The sequence below is a fragment of the Variovorax sp. OV084 genome (assembly GCF_900111625.1).
Classification (GTDB): Bacteria; Pseudomonadota; Gammaproteobacteria; order Burkholderiales; family Burkholderiaceae_C; genus Variovorax.
In genome coordinates this window covers 106,523-121,464 of record NZ_FOII01000004.1, presented here as the reverse complement: position 1 = coordinate 121,464, position 14,942 = coordinate 106,523, and the positions used below count along the sequence as shown (strand labels likewise).

The 14,942-nt window shown below is 69.4% G+C and carries 9 protein-coding genes; 5 read left to right on the top strand and 4 right to left on the bottom strand.

Annotated features, from left to right (window positions below; all coding sequences use genetic code 11):
* Window positions 1-3 precede the first annotated feature (3 nt).
* Genes BMW87_RS13360 through BMW87_RS13345 form a run of 4 tightly spaced genes read left to right on the top strand, consistent with a single transcriptional unit; the run spans window position 4 to window position 3,925 of the window.
* On the top strand, window positions 4-315 hold the full coding sequence (locus BMW87_RS13360; RefSeq protein WP_093076783.1) for a (2Fe-2S)-binding protein: 312 nt from the start codon (window positions 4-6) through the stop codon (window positions 313-315).
* Entirely contained in the window at window positions 312-1,715 is a 1,404-nt protein-coding gene (locus BMW87_RS13355) for an NAD(P)/FAD-dependent oxidoreductase (protein WP_093076782.1), read from the top strand. Before BMW87_RS13360 ends, BMW87_RS13355 begins: the two co-directional genes overlap by 4 nt.
* Window positions 1,712-2,854 carry an NAD(P)/FAD-dependent oxidoreductase gene (locus tag BMW87_RS13350; RefSeq protein ID WP_093076780.1) on the top strand — a complete coding sequence of 381 codons (1,143 nt, stop codon included), beginning with the start codon at window positions 1,712-1,714 and terminating at the stop codon, window positions 2,852-2,854. The genes BMW87_RS13355 and BMW87_RS13350 overlap by 4 nt, the downstream gene beginning before the upstream one ends.
* A gap of 21 nt (window positions 2,855-2,875) precedes the next feature.
* Window positions 2,876-3,925 (top strand): ABC transporter substrate-binding protein, encoded by a 1,050-nt coding sequence (locus tag BMW87_RS13345; protein ID WP_093077163.1) that lies wholly within the window; start codon window positions 2,876-2,878, stop codon window positions 3,923-3,925.
* A 4-nt stretch (window positions 3,926-3,929) separates the two neighbouring features.
* On the opposite strand, the gene tet is transcribed toward BMW87_RS13345, so the two are convergent.
* On the bottom strand, window positions 3,930-5,162 hold the full coding sequence (tet, locus tag BMW87_RS13340; protein ID WP_093076779.1) for a Tet(A)/Tet(B)/Tet(C) family tetracycline efflux MFS transporter: 1,233 nt from the start codon (window positions 5,160-5,162) through the stop codon (window positions 3,930-3,932).
* A 68-nt stretch (window positions 5,163-5,230) separates the two neighbouring features.
* On the opposite strand from tet, the gene tetR reads away from it, so the two are divergent.
* Window positions 5,231-5,920 (top strand): tetracycline resistance transcriptional repressor TetR, encoded by a 690-nt coding sequence (gene tetR / locus BMW87_RS13335; protein WP_093076777.1) that lies wholly within the window; start codon window positions 5,231-5,233, stop codon window positions 5,918-5,920.
* On the opposite strand, the gene BMW87_RS13330 is transcribed toward tetR, so the two are convergent.
* The 3 genes from BMW87_RS13330 to BMW87_RS13320 form a co-directional block, all read right to left on the bottom strand.
* Entirely contained in the window at window positions 5,862-7,499 is a 1,638-nt protein-coding gene (locus BMW87_RS13330; RefSeq protein WP_093076776.1) for a GMC family oxidoreductase, read from the bottom strand. The two genes, tetR and BMW87_RS13330, sit on opposite strands and share 59 nt — an antisense overlap.
* Before the next feature lie 8 nt (window positions 7,500-7,507).
* Window positions 7,508-13,210 (bottom strand): alpha-2-macroglobulin family protein, encoded by a 5,703-nt coding sequence (locus tag BMW87_RS13325; protein ID WP_093076774.1) that lies wholly within the window; start codon window positions 13,208-13,210, stop codon window positions 7,508-7,510.
* 145 nt (window positions 13,211-13,355) lie between these two features.
* Window positions 13,356-14,864 carry a CoA-acylating methylmalonate-semialdehyde dehydrogenase gene (locus BMW87_RS13320; protein WP_093076773.1) on the bottom strand — a complete coding sequence of 503 codons (1,509 nt, stop codon included), beginning with the start codon at window positions 14,862-14,864 and terminating at the stop codon, window positions 13,356-13,358.
* Window positions 14,865-14,942 lie beyond the last annotated feature (78 nt).

The window sequence follows — 14,942 nt, the reverse complement described above, 5'->3', positions numbered from 1 at the left end:
GCAATGACGACAACGACAACTTCGAACGCACTGCTGCACCGTGTGGCCGAAACCAACGGCCGCGACGCCGTGCCATTCACCCTCGACGGCGCACCCGCGAGCGCACTGGCCGGCGACACCGTGCTCACGGCCGTGCTCACGCAATGCGCCCAGCTGCGCCGCAACGAATTCAGCAACCTGCCGCGCGCCGGCTTCTGCATGATGGGCGCCTGCCAGGACTGCTGGATCTCCACCAGCGAAGGCGAACGGCTGCGCGCCTGCTCGACCTTCATCGCGCCCGGCATGGCGCTGGTCACGGGAAGGAATGGCGCATGACGACGGCAATCGAAATCCGCCCCGCGATCGTCGGCGCCGGCCCGGCCGGCGTGCGCGCGGCGCAGACGCTGGTGGCGCATGGCCTGCGGCCTGTGGTGATCGACGAGGCGTCGCGCGCCGGCGGGCAGATCTATCGCCGTCCGCCCGCAAGCCTCGCGCAGCGCACCGCGCGAACGCTCTACGGCTTCGAGTCGAAGCGCGCCGACGCCGTGCACTCGGCCTTCGATGCACTACAGGGCCGCATTGACCACCACCCCGACAGCCTCGTGTGGAACGCACAGGACCACAAGCTCGACGTGATGCACAACCCCACGTGCAGCACCCGTCGCGTGCCCTACAGCCACCTGATCGTTGCGACCGGCGCCACCGACCGCGTGCTGCCGGTGCCGGGCTGGACGCTGCCCGGCGTCTACACGCTCGGCGGCGCGCAGGTCGCGCTCAAGTTCCAGGGCTGCGCCATCGGGCGCCGCGTTGTGTTCATGGGCACCGGGCCGCTGCTGTACCTGGTGGCGTACCAGTACGCGAAGGCCGGCGTGGAAGTGGCTGCGGTGCTCGACATCGCGCGCCTGGCCGACCAGATCGCCGCCACGCCCGCGATGCTGACGCAGCCCTCCGTGTTCGCGAAGGGCGTGTACTACGTGGGCTGGCTGCGCGCGCACGGCGTGGCGCTGCACAGCGGCGTGCGGCCGCTGCGCGTGCTCGGCGACGAGGCGCAGGGCCGCGTCACCGGCGTGGCATGGCAAGACGGCAACGAAGAACGCACACTGGCCTGCGATGCCATCGGCTTTGGCTACGCGCTGCGCTCCGAAACGCAGCTCGCCGACCTGCTCGGCTGCCGATTCGACTACGCGCCGATGCACCGCGCCCACCTGCCGGTGCGCGATGCGGCCGGGCGCTCCAGCGTCGAGGGCGTGTATCTCGCGGGCGACGGCGCCGGCATCATGGGCGCGGACGCGGCCGAGTGGGCAGGCGAACGCGCGGCACTGGCGCTGCTGGCCGACAGCGGCGTAGCGGTCGACACAGCACGCGCCGCCGAACTCGAACGCAAGCTCGGCAAGCTCGCCGGATTCCGCCAGGGCCTCGAACGCGCCTTCCCCGTGCCGCAGGACTGGGCCGCGCACGCGAGCGACGATCTCGTGATCTGCCGCTGCGAAAACATCACGGCCGGCACGCTGCGCCAGACTGTCGCCACCAACGGCGCCGACGAGATGAACCGCCTGAAGGCGCTGTCGCGCGTCGGCATGGGCCGCTGCCAGGGGCGCATGTGCGGCGTGGCGGCGGCGGAGATCCTCGCGCATGCCACGGGCCAGCCGCTGCAGCAGGTTGGCAGGCTGCGCGGGCAGGCGCCGATCAAGCCGATTCCGATCATGCTCGTGCCCGCGGAAGGAGCCGGCGCATGAGCACGATCAAGAAGCTGCAGACCGACGTCGCCATCGTCGGCGGCGGCATCGTCGGCTCTTCGGCCGCGCTGGCCTTGCGCCGCATGGGCCTGGGCGTGGTGCTGCTGGAGCGCGACCTCTGCGGCTCGCGCTCCAGCGGCGTGAACTTCGGCGGCGTGCGCCGGCAGGGCCGGTCATTGAGCCAGCTGCCGCTGACGCAGCGCGCACACCGTATCTGGGGCCAGCTGCCCGAGCTGCTGGGCACCGACGGCGAATACATCCGCTCGGGCCATTTCAAGATCGCGCGCAGCGAATCGGACATGGCCTCGCTCGAACGCTACCGCGCGCAGAGCAGCGACTTCGACCTGGGCCTTGAGCTGATCTCCGGCGCGCGCCTGCGCGAGCAGTGCCCCTGGCTCGGCGCGCGCGCCGTGGGCGGCTCGCTGTGCGCGGAAGACGGGCAGGCCAATCCGCGCCTCGTGTCGCCGGCCTTCGCGCTCGCGGCGCAGCGCGCGGGCGCGCAGATCTTCGAGCGCCACAAGGTCGACGAGGTCGCGCATGACGGAGCCATGTTCATGGTGCGCAGCGGCAACGCGCTCGAGGTGCAGGCGCCCGTGCTGCTCAACTGCGCGGGCGCCTGGGCCGGCGCCATCGCCAGCCAGTTCGGCGAGACGCCGCCGCTGCGCGCGCGCAGCCCCGTGATGGCGGTGACCGAGCCAGTGCCGCACTTCATGCAATGGAGTCTTGGCGTGGAAGGCGGCGGCATCTACTGCCGGCAGGTGGCGCGCGGCAATCTCGTGCTCGGCGGCGGCACGGGCATCACGCTCGATGCCGAACGCGCGCGCGCCGAGCGCGACGCCATCGCCACGCTCGCGATGCAGGCCGTGGAGCTGTTGCCCGTGCTGCGCCATGCGCACATCATCCGCACCTGGGGCGGCACCGAAGGCTACCTGCCCGACCGCGAACCGGTGCTCGGGCCCAGCCGCACCACGCCCGGCCTGTTCCACGGCTTCGGCTTCTCGGGCGCTGGCTTCCAGATCGGCCCGGCCGCCGGCGAAGTGCTGGCCGAACTGGCTCGCGACGGGCGCACCGAGACGCCCATCGACGCCTTCGCCATCGAGCGCTTCGACGAACAACCCCTTACCGTTTCCCCCACCTGAACCTGATTGGAGAGCATCGCCATGTACCGCATCGCCAAGTCCCCCCGCTTTCTCCTCCTTGCCGCGCTGCTCGCAGCCGCCGGCAGCGCCAGCGCGCAGACCAAGACCATCTATATCGGCATGAACGGCGGCACCATGGAGAAGGCGTACACGCAGTACGTCTTCCCGGCCTTCGAGAAGGCCTACGGTGCCAAGGTGGTGGTGGTGCCCGGCACCTCGTCCGACATCCTCGCGAAGGCGCAGGCCAACAAGGACAAGCCGCAGATGCACGTGATGTTCCTGGACGACGGCGTGATGGTGCGCGCCATCGGCATGGGCCTGTGCCAGAAGCAGAAGCCCAGCCAGTCGCTCAGCGAGATCTACCCGGCCGCGCGCTTCAAGGACGACATGGCCAGCGGCGTGAGCCTGGGCATGACGGGCCTTGCCTACAACGCCAAGATGTTCAAGGAAAAGGGCTGGGCCGCGCCCACCTCGTGGATGGACCTGGCCGACCCCAAGTACAAGGGCAAGGTGGTGTTCCAGTCGATGTCGTCCTCGTCCTTCGGGCTGCACGGCTTCCTGATGTTCAACCGCATCCAGGGCGGCAACGACAAGAACGTGGAGCCGGGCTTCAAGGCCTGGCCCACCACCATCGGGCCGAACGTGCTGGAGTACATCCCGAGCTCAGCCAAGCTCTCTGAGATGGTTCAGACCGGCGAGGCGGCGATCTTCCCGCTGACGCCCACGGCCGTGGCCGCACTCAAGACCAAGGGCATTCCGGTCGAGTACGCGCCGCCCAAGGAAGGCGCGGTGGTGCTCATGGTCGGCCAGTGCGTGATCGCCAACAACAGCGAGCCCGAGCTGTCGCAGAAGCTCGCCGAGTTCCTGCTGAGCCCGGTGGCGCAGGCCAACGTGCTGCAGTACGGCGCGCAGATCCCGACCAACCCCAAGGCCCCGGCCGTGGGTGAAGGCGCGGCGCAGGTGGCGGACATCAACAAGTGGATGAAGACGGCAGTCACCATCGACTGGGAAAGCATCAACGCCAATCGCCCCGCATGGAACGCACGCTGGAACAAGACGATAGAGAAGTGATTCGTCAGCCCTGCGCGGCGGTTTGCTTGGTCCTGCGCAGCAGCACCGGCAGGCACAGCAGGTAGAGCGACGCCCCCGCCAGCCACACGATGCCTGGAAAGCGCGTGCGGAACGCGAAGTAGAGCGGGCTGATGAGCAGCGGGCCGAACACCGCGGCCAGGCTGGTGATGCTCGCGAGCACGCCCTGCAGCCGCCCCTGCTGCGCCTCGCCCACGCGCGCCGAGAGCGTCGCCTGCAGCGCGGGCGCGCAGACGCCGCCCATGCACAGCAGCGGCAGCAGTGCGATCACCATCCAGCCCTGCGTGGCGAAGGCGATCAGCGCATAGCCCGTGCCGTCGGCGATGGTGCCGACGGCGATGGCTGCGCGTTCGCCCCAGCGCTCGACCAGCGGGCCCGCCACGAAGCCCTGCACCAGCGCATGGAGCAGGCCGAAGACCGCGAGCGAGAGGCCGACCATGGTGCCGTTCCAGGCGTAGCGGTCCTGGCCGTAGAGCACCCAGGTCGTGCCGGCGACTTCGCCCACGAGCACGAGCAGCAGGAACACGCCGAGCAAGGGCAGCAGCGCGGGAAAGCTCCCGGCCCAGCGCAGCGGCGCGAGCGGATGCAGCACGCCGCGGTCGAAGGGCTGCGACGCGAGTGCCGGCGGGCGCGACTCGCGCAACACCAGCAGACCCACGAGAAAGGTCACGCCATTGAGCAGTGCGGCCGCGATGAACGGCAGCCGCACGCCGTGGTCGCCGAGCACGCCGCCGATCGCCGGCCCGGCGATGAAGCCCAGGCCGAAGCAGGCGCCCATGCGGCCGAACCAGCGCGCGCGCTGGTGCTCGGGCGTGAGGTCGGCGATGGCGGCGGAGGCCACGGCGGTGCTCGCGCCCGTCATGCCCGCGATCGCGCGGCCCACGAACAGCATCCACAGCGAGGGCGCGAAGGCCATGAAGAGCGCGTCGACAGCCGCGCCCAGCACAGAAGCCAGCAGCACCGGCCGGCGGCCGAAGCGGTCGCTCAGTGCACCGAGCACGGGCGCGCAGAGGAACTGCATCAGCGCATAGAGCGAGAGAAAGGCGCCGAAGTGCCAGCCTAGGTCGCCGGTGTGGCCGACCTCGCGCAGCAGGCTCGGCACGATCGGCATGACCAGGCTGATGCCGATGGCGTCGAGCGTGACGATCGCGAGGATCACGAACTGCGCGTGGCGGCCGTTCGTCGCGAAAGAAGCTGAAGAACTGTTGGAATTTATCATTGATAAGGAATTATCAGCGATAAATTCCAGGCTGTGAAGTACCCGCACGAACTGGCATCGACATCGACATGAAACTGGACCGCGAAGTGATCCTCGAGGCAGCGCTTGCGCTGCTCGACGAGGTCGGCATGGACAAGCTCAGCACCCGGCTGCTGGCCGAGCGGCTCGGCGTGCAGCAGCCCGCGCTGTACTGGCATTTCAAGAACAAGCGGGCTCTGCTCGACGCGATGAACAGCGAGATCCTGCACCGCGCCCACGAGCGCAAGCTGCCGCTGCCTGGCGAGACCTGGGACGGGTTCCTGCGCGAGAACGCGCACAGCTTCCGCCGCGCGCTGCTGGCGCGGCGAGACGGCGCGCGGCTGCATGCCGGCTCCGAACCCGATCCGGGCGACCTCGACATGGTCGAGGCCCAGCTCGCGGCCGTGGTCAACCTGGGCGTGCCGGCGACGCAGGCGATGACGCTGCTGATCGCGCTGGGCCGCTACACCGTGGGCTGCGTGCTGGAAGAACAGGCAGCGCCGCCCGACGCGGAGATGCGCCAGCAGGCGCTCGATGCCGCCGCAGCCTCGCGTCCGCTACTGGCCGAGGCGTTCGCCCACTACCGCCGGGCCGGGCCCGACGCGCTGTTCGAGATCGGCGTGGACCTGATGCTCGAAGGCGCGAAGGCGCGCCTCGCGGGCAAAGGCCAGGCCGCCGAGGCTAGCCCCCGGCCCCGCCGAGAATCCAGCCGGCCGCCTTCTCCGCCATCATCAGCGTAGGGCTGTTGGTGTTGCCGCTGGTGATGGTCGGCATCGCGCCCGCATCCACCACGCGCAGGCCCTGAATCCCACGCACCCGCAGTTGCGAATCGAGCACGGCCATCGGGTCGCTCCCGGCACCCATCTTCGTGGTGCCCACCGGATGAAAGATGGTCGTGGCGATGTCGCCGGCCAGGCGCGCCAGGTCTTCGTCGGTCTGGTACTGCACGCCGGGCTTCCACTCCTGCGGCTTGTACTTGGCAAGCGCGGGCTGCTCGGCGATGCGGCGCGTGACGCGCAGCGAATCGGCCGCCACCTTGCGGTCTTCGTCGGTGCTCAGGTAGTTGGGCGCGATGGCCGGCGCGTCTTCGAAGCGCTTGCTCTTGATGCGCACCGAGCCCCGGCTCGTGGGGTTGAGGTTGCACACGCTCGCGGTGAAGGCCGGAAAGCTGTGCAGCGGATCGCCGAAGGCGTCGAGCGACAGCGGCTGCACGTGGTACTGCAGATTGGGCCATTCGCGATCGGGCGAGCTGCGCGTGAAGGCGCCGAGCTGCGACGGCGCCATGCTCATCGGGCCGCTGCGCTTGAGCAGATATTCGAGGCCGATCTTCGCCTTGCCGATCATCGACGAAGCCATCACGTTGAGCGTGGGCGCGCCCTCGATCTTGTAGACCGCGCGGATCTGCAGATGGTCTTGCAGGTTGGCGCCGACACCTGGCGCGTCGAGCACCACGTCGATGCCGTGCTGGCGCAGCAGGTCGGCCGGGCCGATGCCCGAGAGCTGCAGGATCTGCGGCGAGCCGATGGCGCCCGCGCTCAGGATCACTTCGCGCGTGGCGTGCGCGGTGGTCATCTCGCTGCCGTTCCACACCTCGGCGCCGGTGCAGCGGCGCGTGCCGTCGGGCAGCGTCTCGAACAGCAGGCGCGACACCTGCGCGCCGGTCCAGAGCTCGAAGTTGGGCCTGCCATAGCAGGTCGGGCGCAGGAAGGCCTTGGCGGTGTTCCAGCGCCAGCCGTTCTTCTGGTTGACCTGGAAGTAGCCCACGCCTTCGTTGTTGCCGCGGTTGAAGTCGGCGGTGTGCGGCACGCCGGCCTGCGAGGCGGCTTCGGCAAAGGCGTCGAGGATGTCCCAGCGCAGGCGTTGTTTCTCGATGCGCCACTCGCCGCCGGCGCCGTGCATTTCGTCGGCGCCCAGGTAGAAGTCCTCGTGCTTCTTGAAGGCCGGCAGCACGTTCTGCCAACGCCAGCCTTCGTCGCCGGTGAGATCGGCCCAGTGCTCATAGTCGCGCGACTGGCCGCGCATGTAGATCATGCCGTTGATGCTGGAGCAGCCACCCAGCGTCTTGCCGCGCGGGTAGCGCAGCACGCGGCCGTTGAGGCCAGCGTCGGGCTCGGTGCTGTAGAGCCAGTCGGTACGCGGATTGCCGATGCAGTACAGGTAGCCCACCGGAATGTGGATCCAGTGGTAGTCGTCCTTGCGGCCCGCTTCGATGAGCAGCACGCGCTTGCTCTTGTCGGCACTGAGCCGGTTCGCCATGAGCGAGCCGGCGGTGCCCGCGCCGATGATGATGTAGTCGAAGGTGTTGTCGTTGTCTCTCATCTTTTTTCTCAGGGTTTCACGGTCATGGTCTGGGCGGTGCCCTCGCCGAAAACTTCGGGCGCGTACATGGCCTCCACGCGCACCGGCGGCAGCTTGAAGTCGCCCGCGTTGTTCAGCCGCACGGTGTATTCCACGCGCCAGTTGCCGCGCGGCACGTAGCGGAAGTACGCACGGTAACTGTCGGTGGCGCGTTCGATGTAGCTGGGCCAGGCCCAGCCCGCGCTGGTCTCGCCGCGCTGCGCGAGATTGCTCTCGCGGCCCAGGCCGCGGCCGAGCTGGCTCGCGCCCGAGGGCACGGCGTCGCGCACCACCACCCAGGTCTGCTCGGCGGTCGATTCGAGGTCCAGCCGCACCCGGTAGACGTCGCCCACCGACCACTGGCCTTTGCGCTTCTGCTCGACCGGCGTGACGCTGCGGCGTACCACGAGACCGTTGGCGACGGGCTGCGTGTTGCGCACTGCTGCCAGCGTGCTGATGGTGGCCCATGGCTTGCCGCTGCCTTCGTGGCGCAACTGCAGCGTGCCCTGGGCGCCTTGCGCGGGCCAGGGCAGCAGCACACTCGGAGCCTTGGCATCGGTCCACGCCGCATCGCGCGTGGCGCGGCCCAGCGTGGCACGCGTCACGCCATCGACCGGGCCGGCTTCGAACTGCTGCTGGAAGCGGCGCAGCGCGACCGTGCTCCAGGCATTGCCGGTGGTGGTGCTCCAGCGGCCGGCGCTCTGGCGGCCGACCAGCCCTTGCGTGATGAGCGGCGCATCGGCCTTCCAGCTTGCGTCGGTCTCGGCCCATTGCTGCGCGAGCAGGGCCATGCGCGCGGCGGTGCTGTCGCCGCTCCACATGAACCACCACCAGTGCAGCGACGATTCATCGCGCCAGCGCAGGCGCGTGCCTTGCACGTCGAAGCGGCTGCGCAGCTGCGCGCCGGCTTCCTTCAGCGCAGCATCGCGCTCGGCATCGGCGGGCATCGCCATGAGCGCGCGCGACCAGTCGACCAGCGACTGGGCCGAGAGCGCGTCGAGCGCCTTGGGCTTGACCACGATCTTCGCGCGGCCATGCTCCACCAGCGTGGCCTGCGCGGCGAGTTGCTGCGGCTCCAGGTAATTGCGCGGCGCCCAGTCTTGCGCGGCCAGGCGGCCTTGAAGCAGGGCATCGAGCGCATCGAGCATCTGGCGGCGCGGGGCCTCGGGCACAGGCCAGCTCTTGGCGCGGGCGAGGTCGAGCAGCTGCACGGTGAGCATCTCGCTGCCGGACAGCGAGGACTCGGGGAAGTAGCGCGCCAGGCCCTTGCCGTCGATGTACTTGGACAGCTGGGCCATCAGCTTGTCCCAACTCGCGCGGTCGTCGAGCGACACGTAGCGCGAGCTTTGCTGCTCGAGGCAGCTGTACGGGTACTGCGCCATCCAGCGCGTGGATTCGGCCAGCGCTGCATCCACGAGGCTGGACTGCAGCGCCACGCGCACGCCGCCTGTGAGCGGCACGGCATCGCGCGGTTGCACGACGGGCACGGCGCCCGCGTCGGCCACCGACAGCAGCGTCGACTGGCGCACCGTGGCGGTCAGTGCTGGTACCACGCGCTGCGTGATCTCCAGCGCGTCGCGCTCTTCACCGCCCTGCGCGCTGATGCGCCAGCGCAGCGTGCCGGCACCACCGGGCACGGCCACAGGCCACAGCACTTCCTGCGTCTGGCCGGCCGCAAGCTGCACGCGGCGCTCGATCTTCAGGCCGCGCGCGGCCAATGCATCGGCGGGCACCACATCGCGTGCGCCAGACCATTCGCCATTGGGCTCGACGACGGCCTCGGCCTTGAGCACCACGGCAAGCGGCGACGCGCCGGTGTTGCGCAGGCTGAGCTTCTGCACGATGGCATCGTCCGCGCGCAGCAGCTCGGGCAGGCCGCTGAAGATCTGCAGCGGCTGCGTGCTGGTGATGGTGGTCTCGCCCTGGCCGAATTGCGCCTCGCCCGCACTGGCGATGGCGACGATGCGGAACTGGGTGAGTGCGTCGTTGAGCGGGACGGTGGCGCGGGCGATGCCTTGGGCGTCGGTGCGCAGGTCGGTGCGCCAGAGGATGAGCGAGGAGAGGTCAGTGCGCGGGGGCGGTTCGTCCGGCGCGTCCGGCTTCGAGGCGCGCATCGCGGCGGCCGCGACCGGGGCCGGAGCGCCCGGTACGGCGCCGAACAAGCCGCGCGCGGCCTCGTCGTCCGGCCGGTGCTGCGGCTGCAGACCGAGCTCGACCCGGCGCAACAGGCGGGCATCGAGCGCCGTGCTGGTGACCGAGTTGCCGCGCGCCGCGAACATCGCCCGGGCCAGCGCCCAGGTGCCATTGGGCTTGAGCGCCAGCAGGGCCTGGTCCACCGCGACCAGTGTGACGCGCGCGCCCCCCACGGGCTGGCCGGCGACATCGCGCACCGCCACCTCCATCGGCAGCTGCGTGCGCGGCCGCGCCGTTGCAGCCTCGGGACGCAAACCGACGGAAAGCGTCCACGCGTCGGGACGCACCGGCACCTCCGCGCGCTGCACGCTCGCCAGCGGTGCGTCCTTGCCTGCGTCCTGCAGCGGATACACATAGCGCGCCGCCAGATGCACGTTGGGCGCATGTTGCGCAGTCAGCGGCAGTTCGATGCGCTGCGCCATCGCGGTGATCGCATGCACGCTGGCTGCCATCACACCTTCGCGTTCCACGGTGAGCAGCAGGTTCGCCGGCAGACGCTCGGGACGCGCGATCACGATGGCGGTCTCGCCAGGGCCGAAGGCCGGTCCGTTCTCCAGCTGCAGCGCTGAACGGGCCAGCGCCTCCTGCCAGCCCAGTGTCCAGCGGTACTGCAGCATGTCGGTGCGCACGACGGCGCGGCTGTGCTTCAGGCTGCTGGCGCTCGCGCTGAACAGCCATTGCTCGGGCACCTGCTGGCCCGACACCGCGGCGGGTAACTGCCACTCGCAGGCCCACCGCCCTTGCGCGTCGGTGCGGGTGCTGCACACATCCACCTCGGGGCCGAGGTCGGTGATTCGCGTCTGTCCGTTGTTCCAGTTCCGCTGCACCGGCTTGACACGCACGCTCACGGGTTCGTCGGCCACCGGCCGGTTCTGGTCGTCGAGTGCAATGCCTTCGATGGCCTGCGGCCGATCCCGGTCTTTCGCCCGCACGCGCAGGCCGAGCTTCATGCGGTCGGGCCACAGCATGGTGCTGGCGCCGACGGTCTGGGTTTCGCCGTTGGGGTCCTGGAACTTCAGCTCGGTCTGCAGCAGCATCGGCCGTTCCAGCGATGGCGCCTTGAGCCGCAGTTGCGTCCTGCCAGCGGCATCGAGCTTCGTGGCCTGCGGTGGAATGGACGGCGGCATGGCAGGCACGGCATCGAGCGTTTCGTCGTAGAACGCGTAGCCGGGCTGCGGACCTTGCACCTGGCGCGCCCAGCCCTGCTGCACGGTCACCGGCAGCCCGGCCGCGGCGCCGCCGGCGAAGTAGCTCAGCCGCGCATCGACCACCGCGAGTTGAGCATCACGCTCCCACAGCGCCTTGGTGCGCAGTTCGCTGTCGAACACCGGCGTGCGGAACTCCTCGACCTGGAACTGCGCACTGGCCAGCTGCCGGCCGCCCTGCAACACCAACACGGTGTAGTTGCCGAGCTTGGCGTCGAACGGGATCGTCCATTGGCTGGTGGCGCTCCCGTCGGGGCCGAGCGGCACACTGGACGTGCTCACCTTGTCGCTCCAGCTGTAGCGAATCTCGATATCGAGCGTGCCTGCCGGCGGCAGCGCGAAGCCGCGGCTTTCAAGCAGCCGCACGACGTGCTGCATGCTGACGGTCTCGCCTGCCTTGAACAGCGTGCGGTCGAGCACGGTGTGGGCACGGAAGTTCTGCGCATCGCGGCCTACGGAAAAGCCGTTCCACCCTGCGAAGACCTGCATCAGCGCCATGTCGTCGCCGGCGCGCACCACCACCCAAGGGCTGTTGTTGCCGCCGCCACCGTAGCGTGGCGTCACGGCGCGGGTGTTGTTGCTGCACGCCAGCTTGCCGCGCAAGGCCTCGTCCGGCCGGGCCAGGCCCTGCGCGTCGGTCTTGCCGCGCCAAAGCAGTTCGCGGTTGCACGAGTACACGGCCACGTCGGCGCCCGCCACCGGCTTGGCGCTGTCGAACGCGGTGACCCAGATCACCGAAGCACCTGCATTGCCGAAGCTCGCGCCGGGGTTGAGGTTGGTGGCCTGCACCACCGCATAGCGCTGGCGTGGCGAGGCATCCCGGGTTTCGTTCGGACCAAGCGGGCGTGTGTCGATGTATTGCGTGAAGGCGGCGCTGTCGGCGCGCACCACGTGCAAGCCGGGCGCGGCGAGCGGCACACCGACGAATTCCATTGCATCGCCCTGCGTGGCCAGCGTCGATGTACGCGGTGCCCCTGCCTTGGCGTTCAGCTCTTCGGTGGGCCACTGGCCGGCCTGCTGGTTCTGCAGCAGTTCGATGGCGTAGGCCTCGATGCCCACGCCCATCTCGCCGCCGAGCCGCCATTGCCGCAGCGGCACCGACTTCTCGACGCGGCGCACGGCAAAGGCCGCCACTGCGTCGGACTTGCCGGCTTGCCACGGCATGACGGCGAGAGAGTTGGCCACACCCAGATATGGCGGCAGGCGAGCGAATTCGACTGTCTTGGGAAACTCCGACGCGTTGACCAGCGGCCGGCCGAGCACGTCGCGGAAGTCTTCGGGCAGGCGCACAGTGAAGCGGGTTCCCTCGCCGAAGCTGCCCTTGGGCGGCATCACGCGCAACTGCCGAACCTCGTCACGACGCCATGTGTCGACGGCATCGAAAGACAGGTCGGCGCCCGACGCGTCGGTCAGGCGAATGCCGCCGGACCTCATGAGGCCGATGCCGGCGGAGAAAGTCAGTTCGACCGGCCGTCGCGGGTCGCAGGCCTTCTGTCCCTGGGGGTAATCGAGCACCGTGCACTCGACACGCGCGGTGAAGCGCGGACGAGTGGTGTAGTTGAAGAGCTTCGGCTCGGCACCGCCCACGGGCGCCTGGCGCAAGCGCAATTGCACGCCTTCGGGCAGCGGCTGCGCACAGCGCAGTGCCAAGGCATAGGTACCCGACTGGGCTGCGCGCAGCGCCGAGGCCAGGGCGGCCCCGGTGACCAGCTCTGCCGGCTGGCTCTGCACCTTGTCGCCGTCGCGCAGCTCGCAGGTGAAGCCGGCCGCCAGCGTCTGCGGATCACCCACGGGCTGGGGGTCGTAATGGCGCAGCAGGAAGACCTGGTCGGGCGCAACCTGCGAGCCCTCGGCCGGAAAGGAAGTAGAGAAACCATGGGGGCCGGCCACGAAGCTCGCAGCCGGCGGCGTGGTCACCGCCTCGCCCGCCAGCGTCTTCAGCCCAGCCTTGAACACGACATTGCATCGCGTCCCACCACGCACATCCTTCTCGAACTCAAAGGCCCAGGCGCGCGGACCGATCCAGCGCGCGCGACCTGCTGGCGTCTGCGGCGAGCACTGCACGTTCGCGGGCTCGGCGCCTTCGCTCTGGCCCAGTGGCACCATGTCGGCGTCGAAGCGGATCGACACCTGCCGCACGTCGCGCGCTTCGCCTTGCGGGCTCACGCTGAGCACGCCGGCAGCGTGCAGCGTCGGCGCCGCGACGAGCGCCACGGCCAGGGCCAGCAGCCGCCAGAGCGCGCCGCCGGCCGAAGCCGGGTTTCGGAAAGTCCTCGTGTTGTTGTTCGCAGCCATGTCTCCTCGGTCCTCTCTGGTCTTCTGATGCTGGACGCGGGATGCGTCCGGGTTTCTAGGCGGTCATGGCGAACTCTACGGAAGAAACGTTTCAGAACCCGAAGGATCGGAGAGACCCCGGCGACGGTGGCCGGGGGGCCTGCTTTTACTTGGCAGTCGGCATCACGAACTCGGCGCCCTTGCCGATGCTCTCGGGCCAGCGCTGCATCACCGACTTCTGCTTGGTATAGAAGCGCACGCCCTCTTCGCCGTAGGCATGCATGTCGCCGAACAGCGAGCGCTTCCAGCCGCCGAAGCCGTGCCAGGCCATGGGCACCGGGATCGGCACGTTGATGCCGACCATGCCGACCTGGATGCGGCGGCTGAACTCGCGCGCCACGTTGCCGTCGCGGGTGAAGCAGCTCACGCCGTTGCCGAACTCATGCGCGTTGACAAGGTCGACTGCGTCCTTGAAGTTGGCCACGCGCACGCAGCTGAGCACCGGGCCGAAGATTTCTTCCTTGTAGATGCGCATCTCGGGCGTGACGTTGTCGAACAGCGTGCCGCCCATCCAGAAACCGTCGCCGCAGCCTTCGCCAGCGGTGCTTCCATTGAAGTTGCGGCCGTCGACCAGCAGCTTCGCGCCTTCCTTCTCGCCCAGGTCGATGTAGCCGGTGATGCGCTCGTGCGCGGCGCGCGTGACGATCGGGCCCATCTCGGCGGCGAGATTGGTGCCGTTGAGCACCTTCAGTGTCTTCGTGCGTTCGATGAGCTTGGGAATGATCTTGTCGGCCACGTCGCCGACCAGCACCGCCACGCTGATGGCCATGCAGCGCTCGCCGGCAGAGCCGTAGCCCGCGCCGATGAGGGCGTCGACCGTCTGGTCGATGTCGGCGTCGGGCAGCACCACCATGTGGTTCTTCGCGCCGCCCAGGGCCTGCACGCGCTTGCCGTGACGGGCGCCGGTTTCGTAGATGTAGTTGGCGATGGGCGTGGAGCCGACGAAGCTGATGGCCTTGACGTCCGGATGCTCGAGCAGTGCGTCGACGGCGGCCTTGTCGCCCTGCACGACGTTGAACACGCCGTCGGGCAGGCCGGCTTCCGTCAGCAGTTCGGCCATGCGCAGCGAGGCGCTCGGGTCGGTCGGGCTGGGCTTGAGCACGAAGGTGTTGCCCGCGGCAATGGCCACCGGGAACATCCACATCGGCACCATCACCGGGAAGTTGAAGGGCGTGATGCCGGCAACCACGCCCAGCGGCTGGCGCAGCGTCCAGTTGTCGATGCCGGTGCTCACCTGGTCGGTGAAGTCGCCCTTGAGCAGTTGCGGAATGCCGCAGGCGAACTCGACGATGTCGATGCCGCGGCTGACTTCGCCCTGCGCGTCGGTGAAGACCTTGCCGTGCTCGGCGGTGATGAGGTGGGCCAGCTCGTCCTTGTGCTCGTTGAGCAGCTGCAGGAACTTGAACATGACGCGCGCGCGGCGGATGGGCGGGGTGTCGGCCCAGGCCGGGAAGGCGGCCTGCGCGGCGGCGACGGCGGCCGCGACCTGCGCGGTGTCGGCCAGGCCGACCTTGCCGGTGACGGCACCGGTGGCGGGGTTGGTCACGTCCTGCGTGCGGCCGGAGGTGTTGGCGGCAGGCTTGCCGGCGATGAAGTGGTCGATGGAGGTGGGCATGGGGAGGGCTTTGAGAAGGCTTTGCTGGCGGAAGAGTGCAATCAGTTTAGGCAGCACCTTGTTCCGCGCCTAGTCACG

What these genes read in the sequence shown, in the direction of transcription:
- BMW87_RS13360 (WP_093076783.1), top strand. Translation starts at nt 4, where the DNA reads ATGACGACAACGACAACTTCGAACGCACTGCTGCACCGTGTGGCCGAA.
- BMW87_RS13355 (WP_093076782.1), top strand. Translation starts at nt 312, where the DNA reads ATGACGACGGCAATCGAAATCCGCCCCGCGATCGTCGGCGCCGGCCCG.
- BMW87_RS13350 (WP_093076780.1), top strand. Translation starts at nt 1,712, where the DNA reads ATGAGCACGATCAAGAAGCTGCAGACCGACGTCGCCATCGTCGGCGGC.
- BMW87_RS13345 (WP_093077163.1), top strand. Translation starts at nt 2,876, where the DNA reads ATGTACCGCATCGCCAAGTCCCCCCGCTTTCTCCTCCTTGCCGCGCTG.
- tet (WP_093076779.1), bottom strand. Translation starts at nt 5,162, where the DNA reads ATGATAAATTCCAACAGTTCTTCAGCTTCTTTCGCGACGAACGGCCGC.
- tetR (WP_093076777.1), top strand. Translation starts at nt 5,231, where the DNA reads ATGAAACTGGACCGCGAAGTGATCCTCGAGGCAGCGCTTGCGCTGCTC.
- BMW87_RS13330 (WP_093076776.1), bottom strand. Translation starts at nt 7,499, where the DNA reads ATGAGAGACAACGACAACACCTTCGACTACATCATCATCGGCGCGGGC.
- BMW87_RS13325 (WP_093076774.1), bottom strand. Translation starts at nt 13,210, where the DNA reads ATGGCTGCGAACAACAACACGAGGACTTTCCGAAACCCGGCTTCGGCC.
- BMW87_RS13320 (WP_093076773.1), bottom strand. Translation starts at nt 14,864, where the DNA reads ATGCCCACCTCCATCGACCACTTCATCGCCGGCAAGCCTGCCGCCAAC.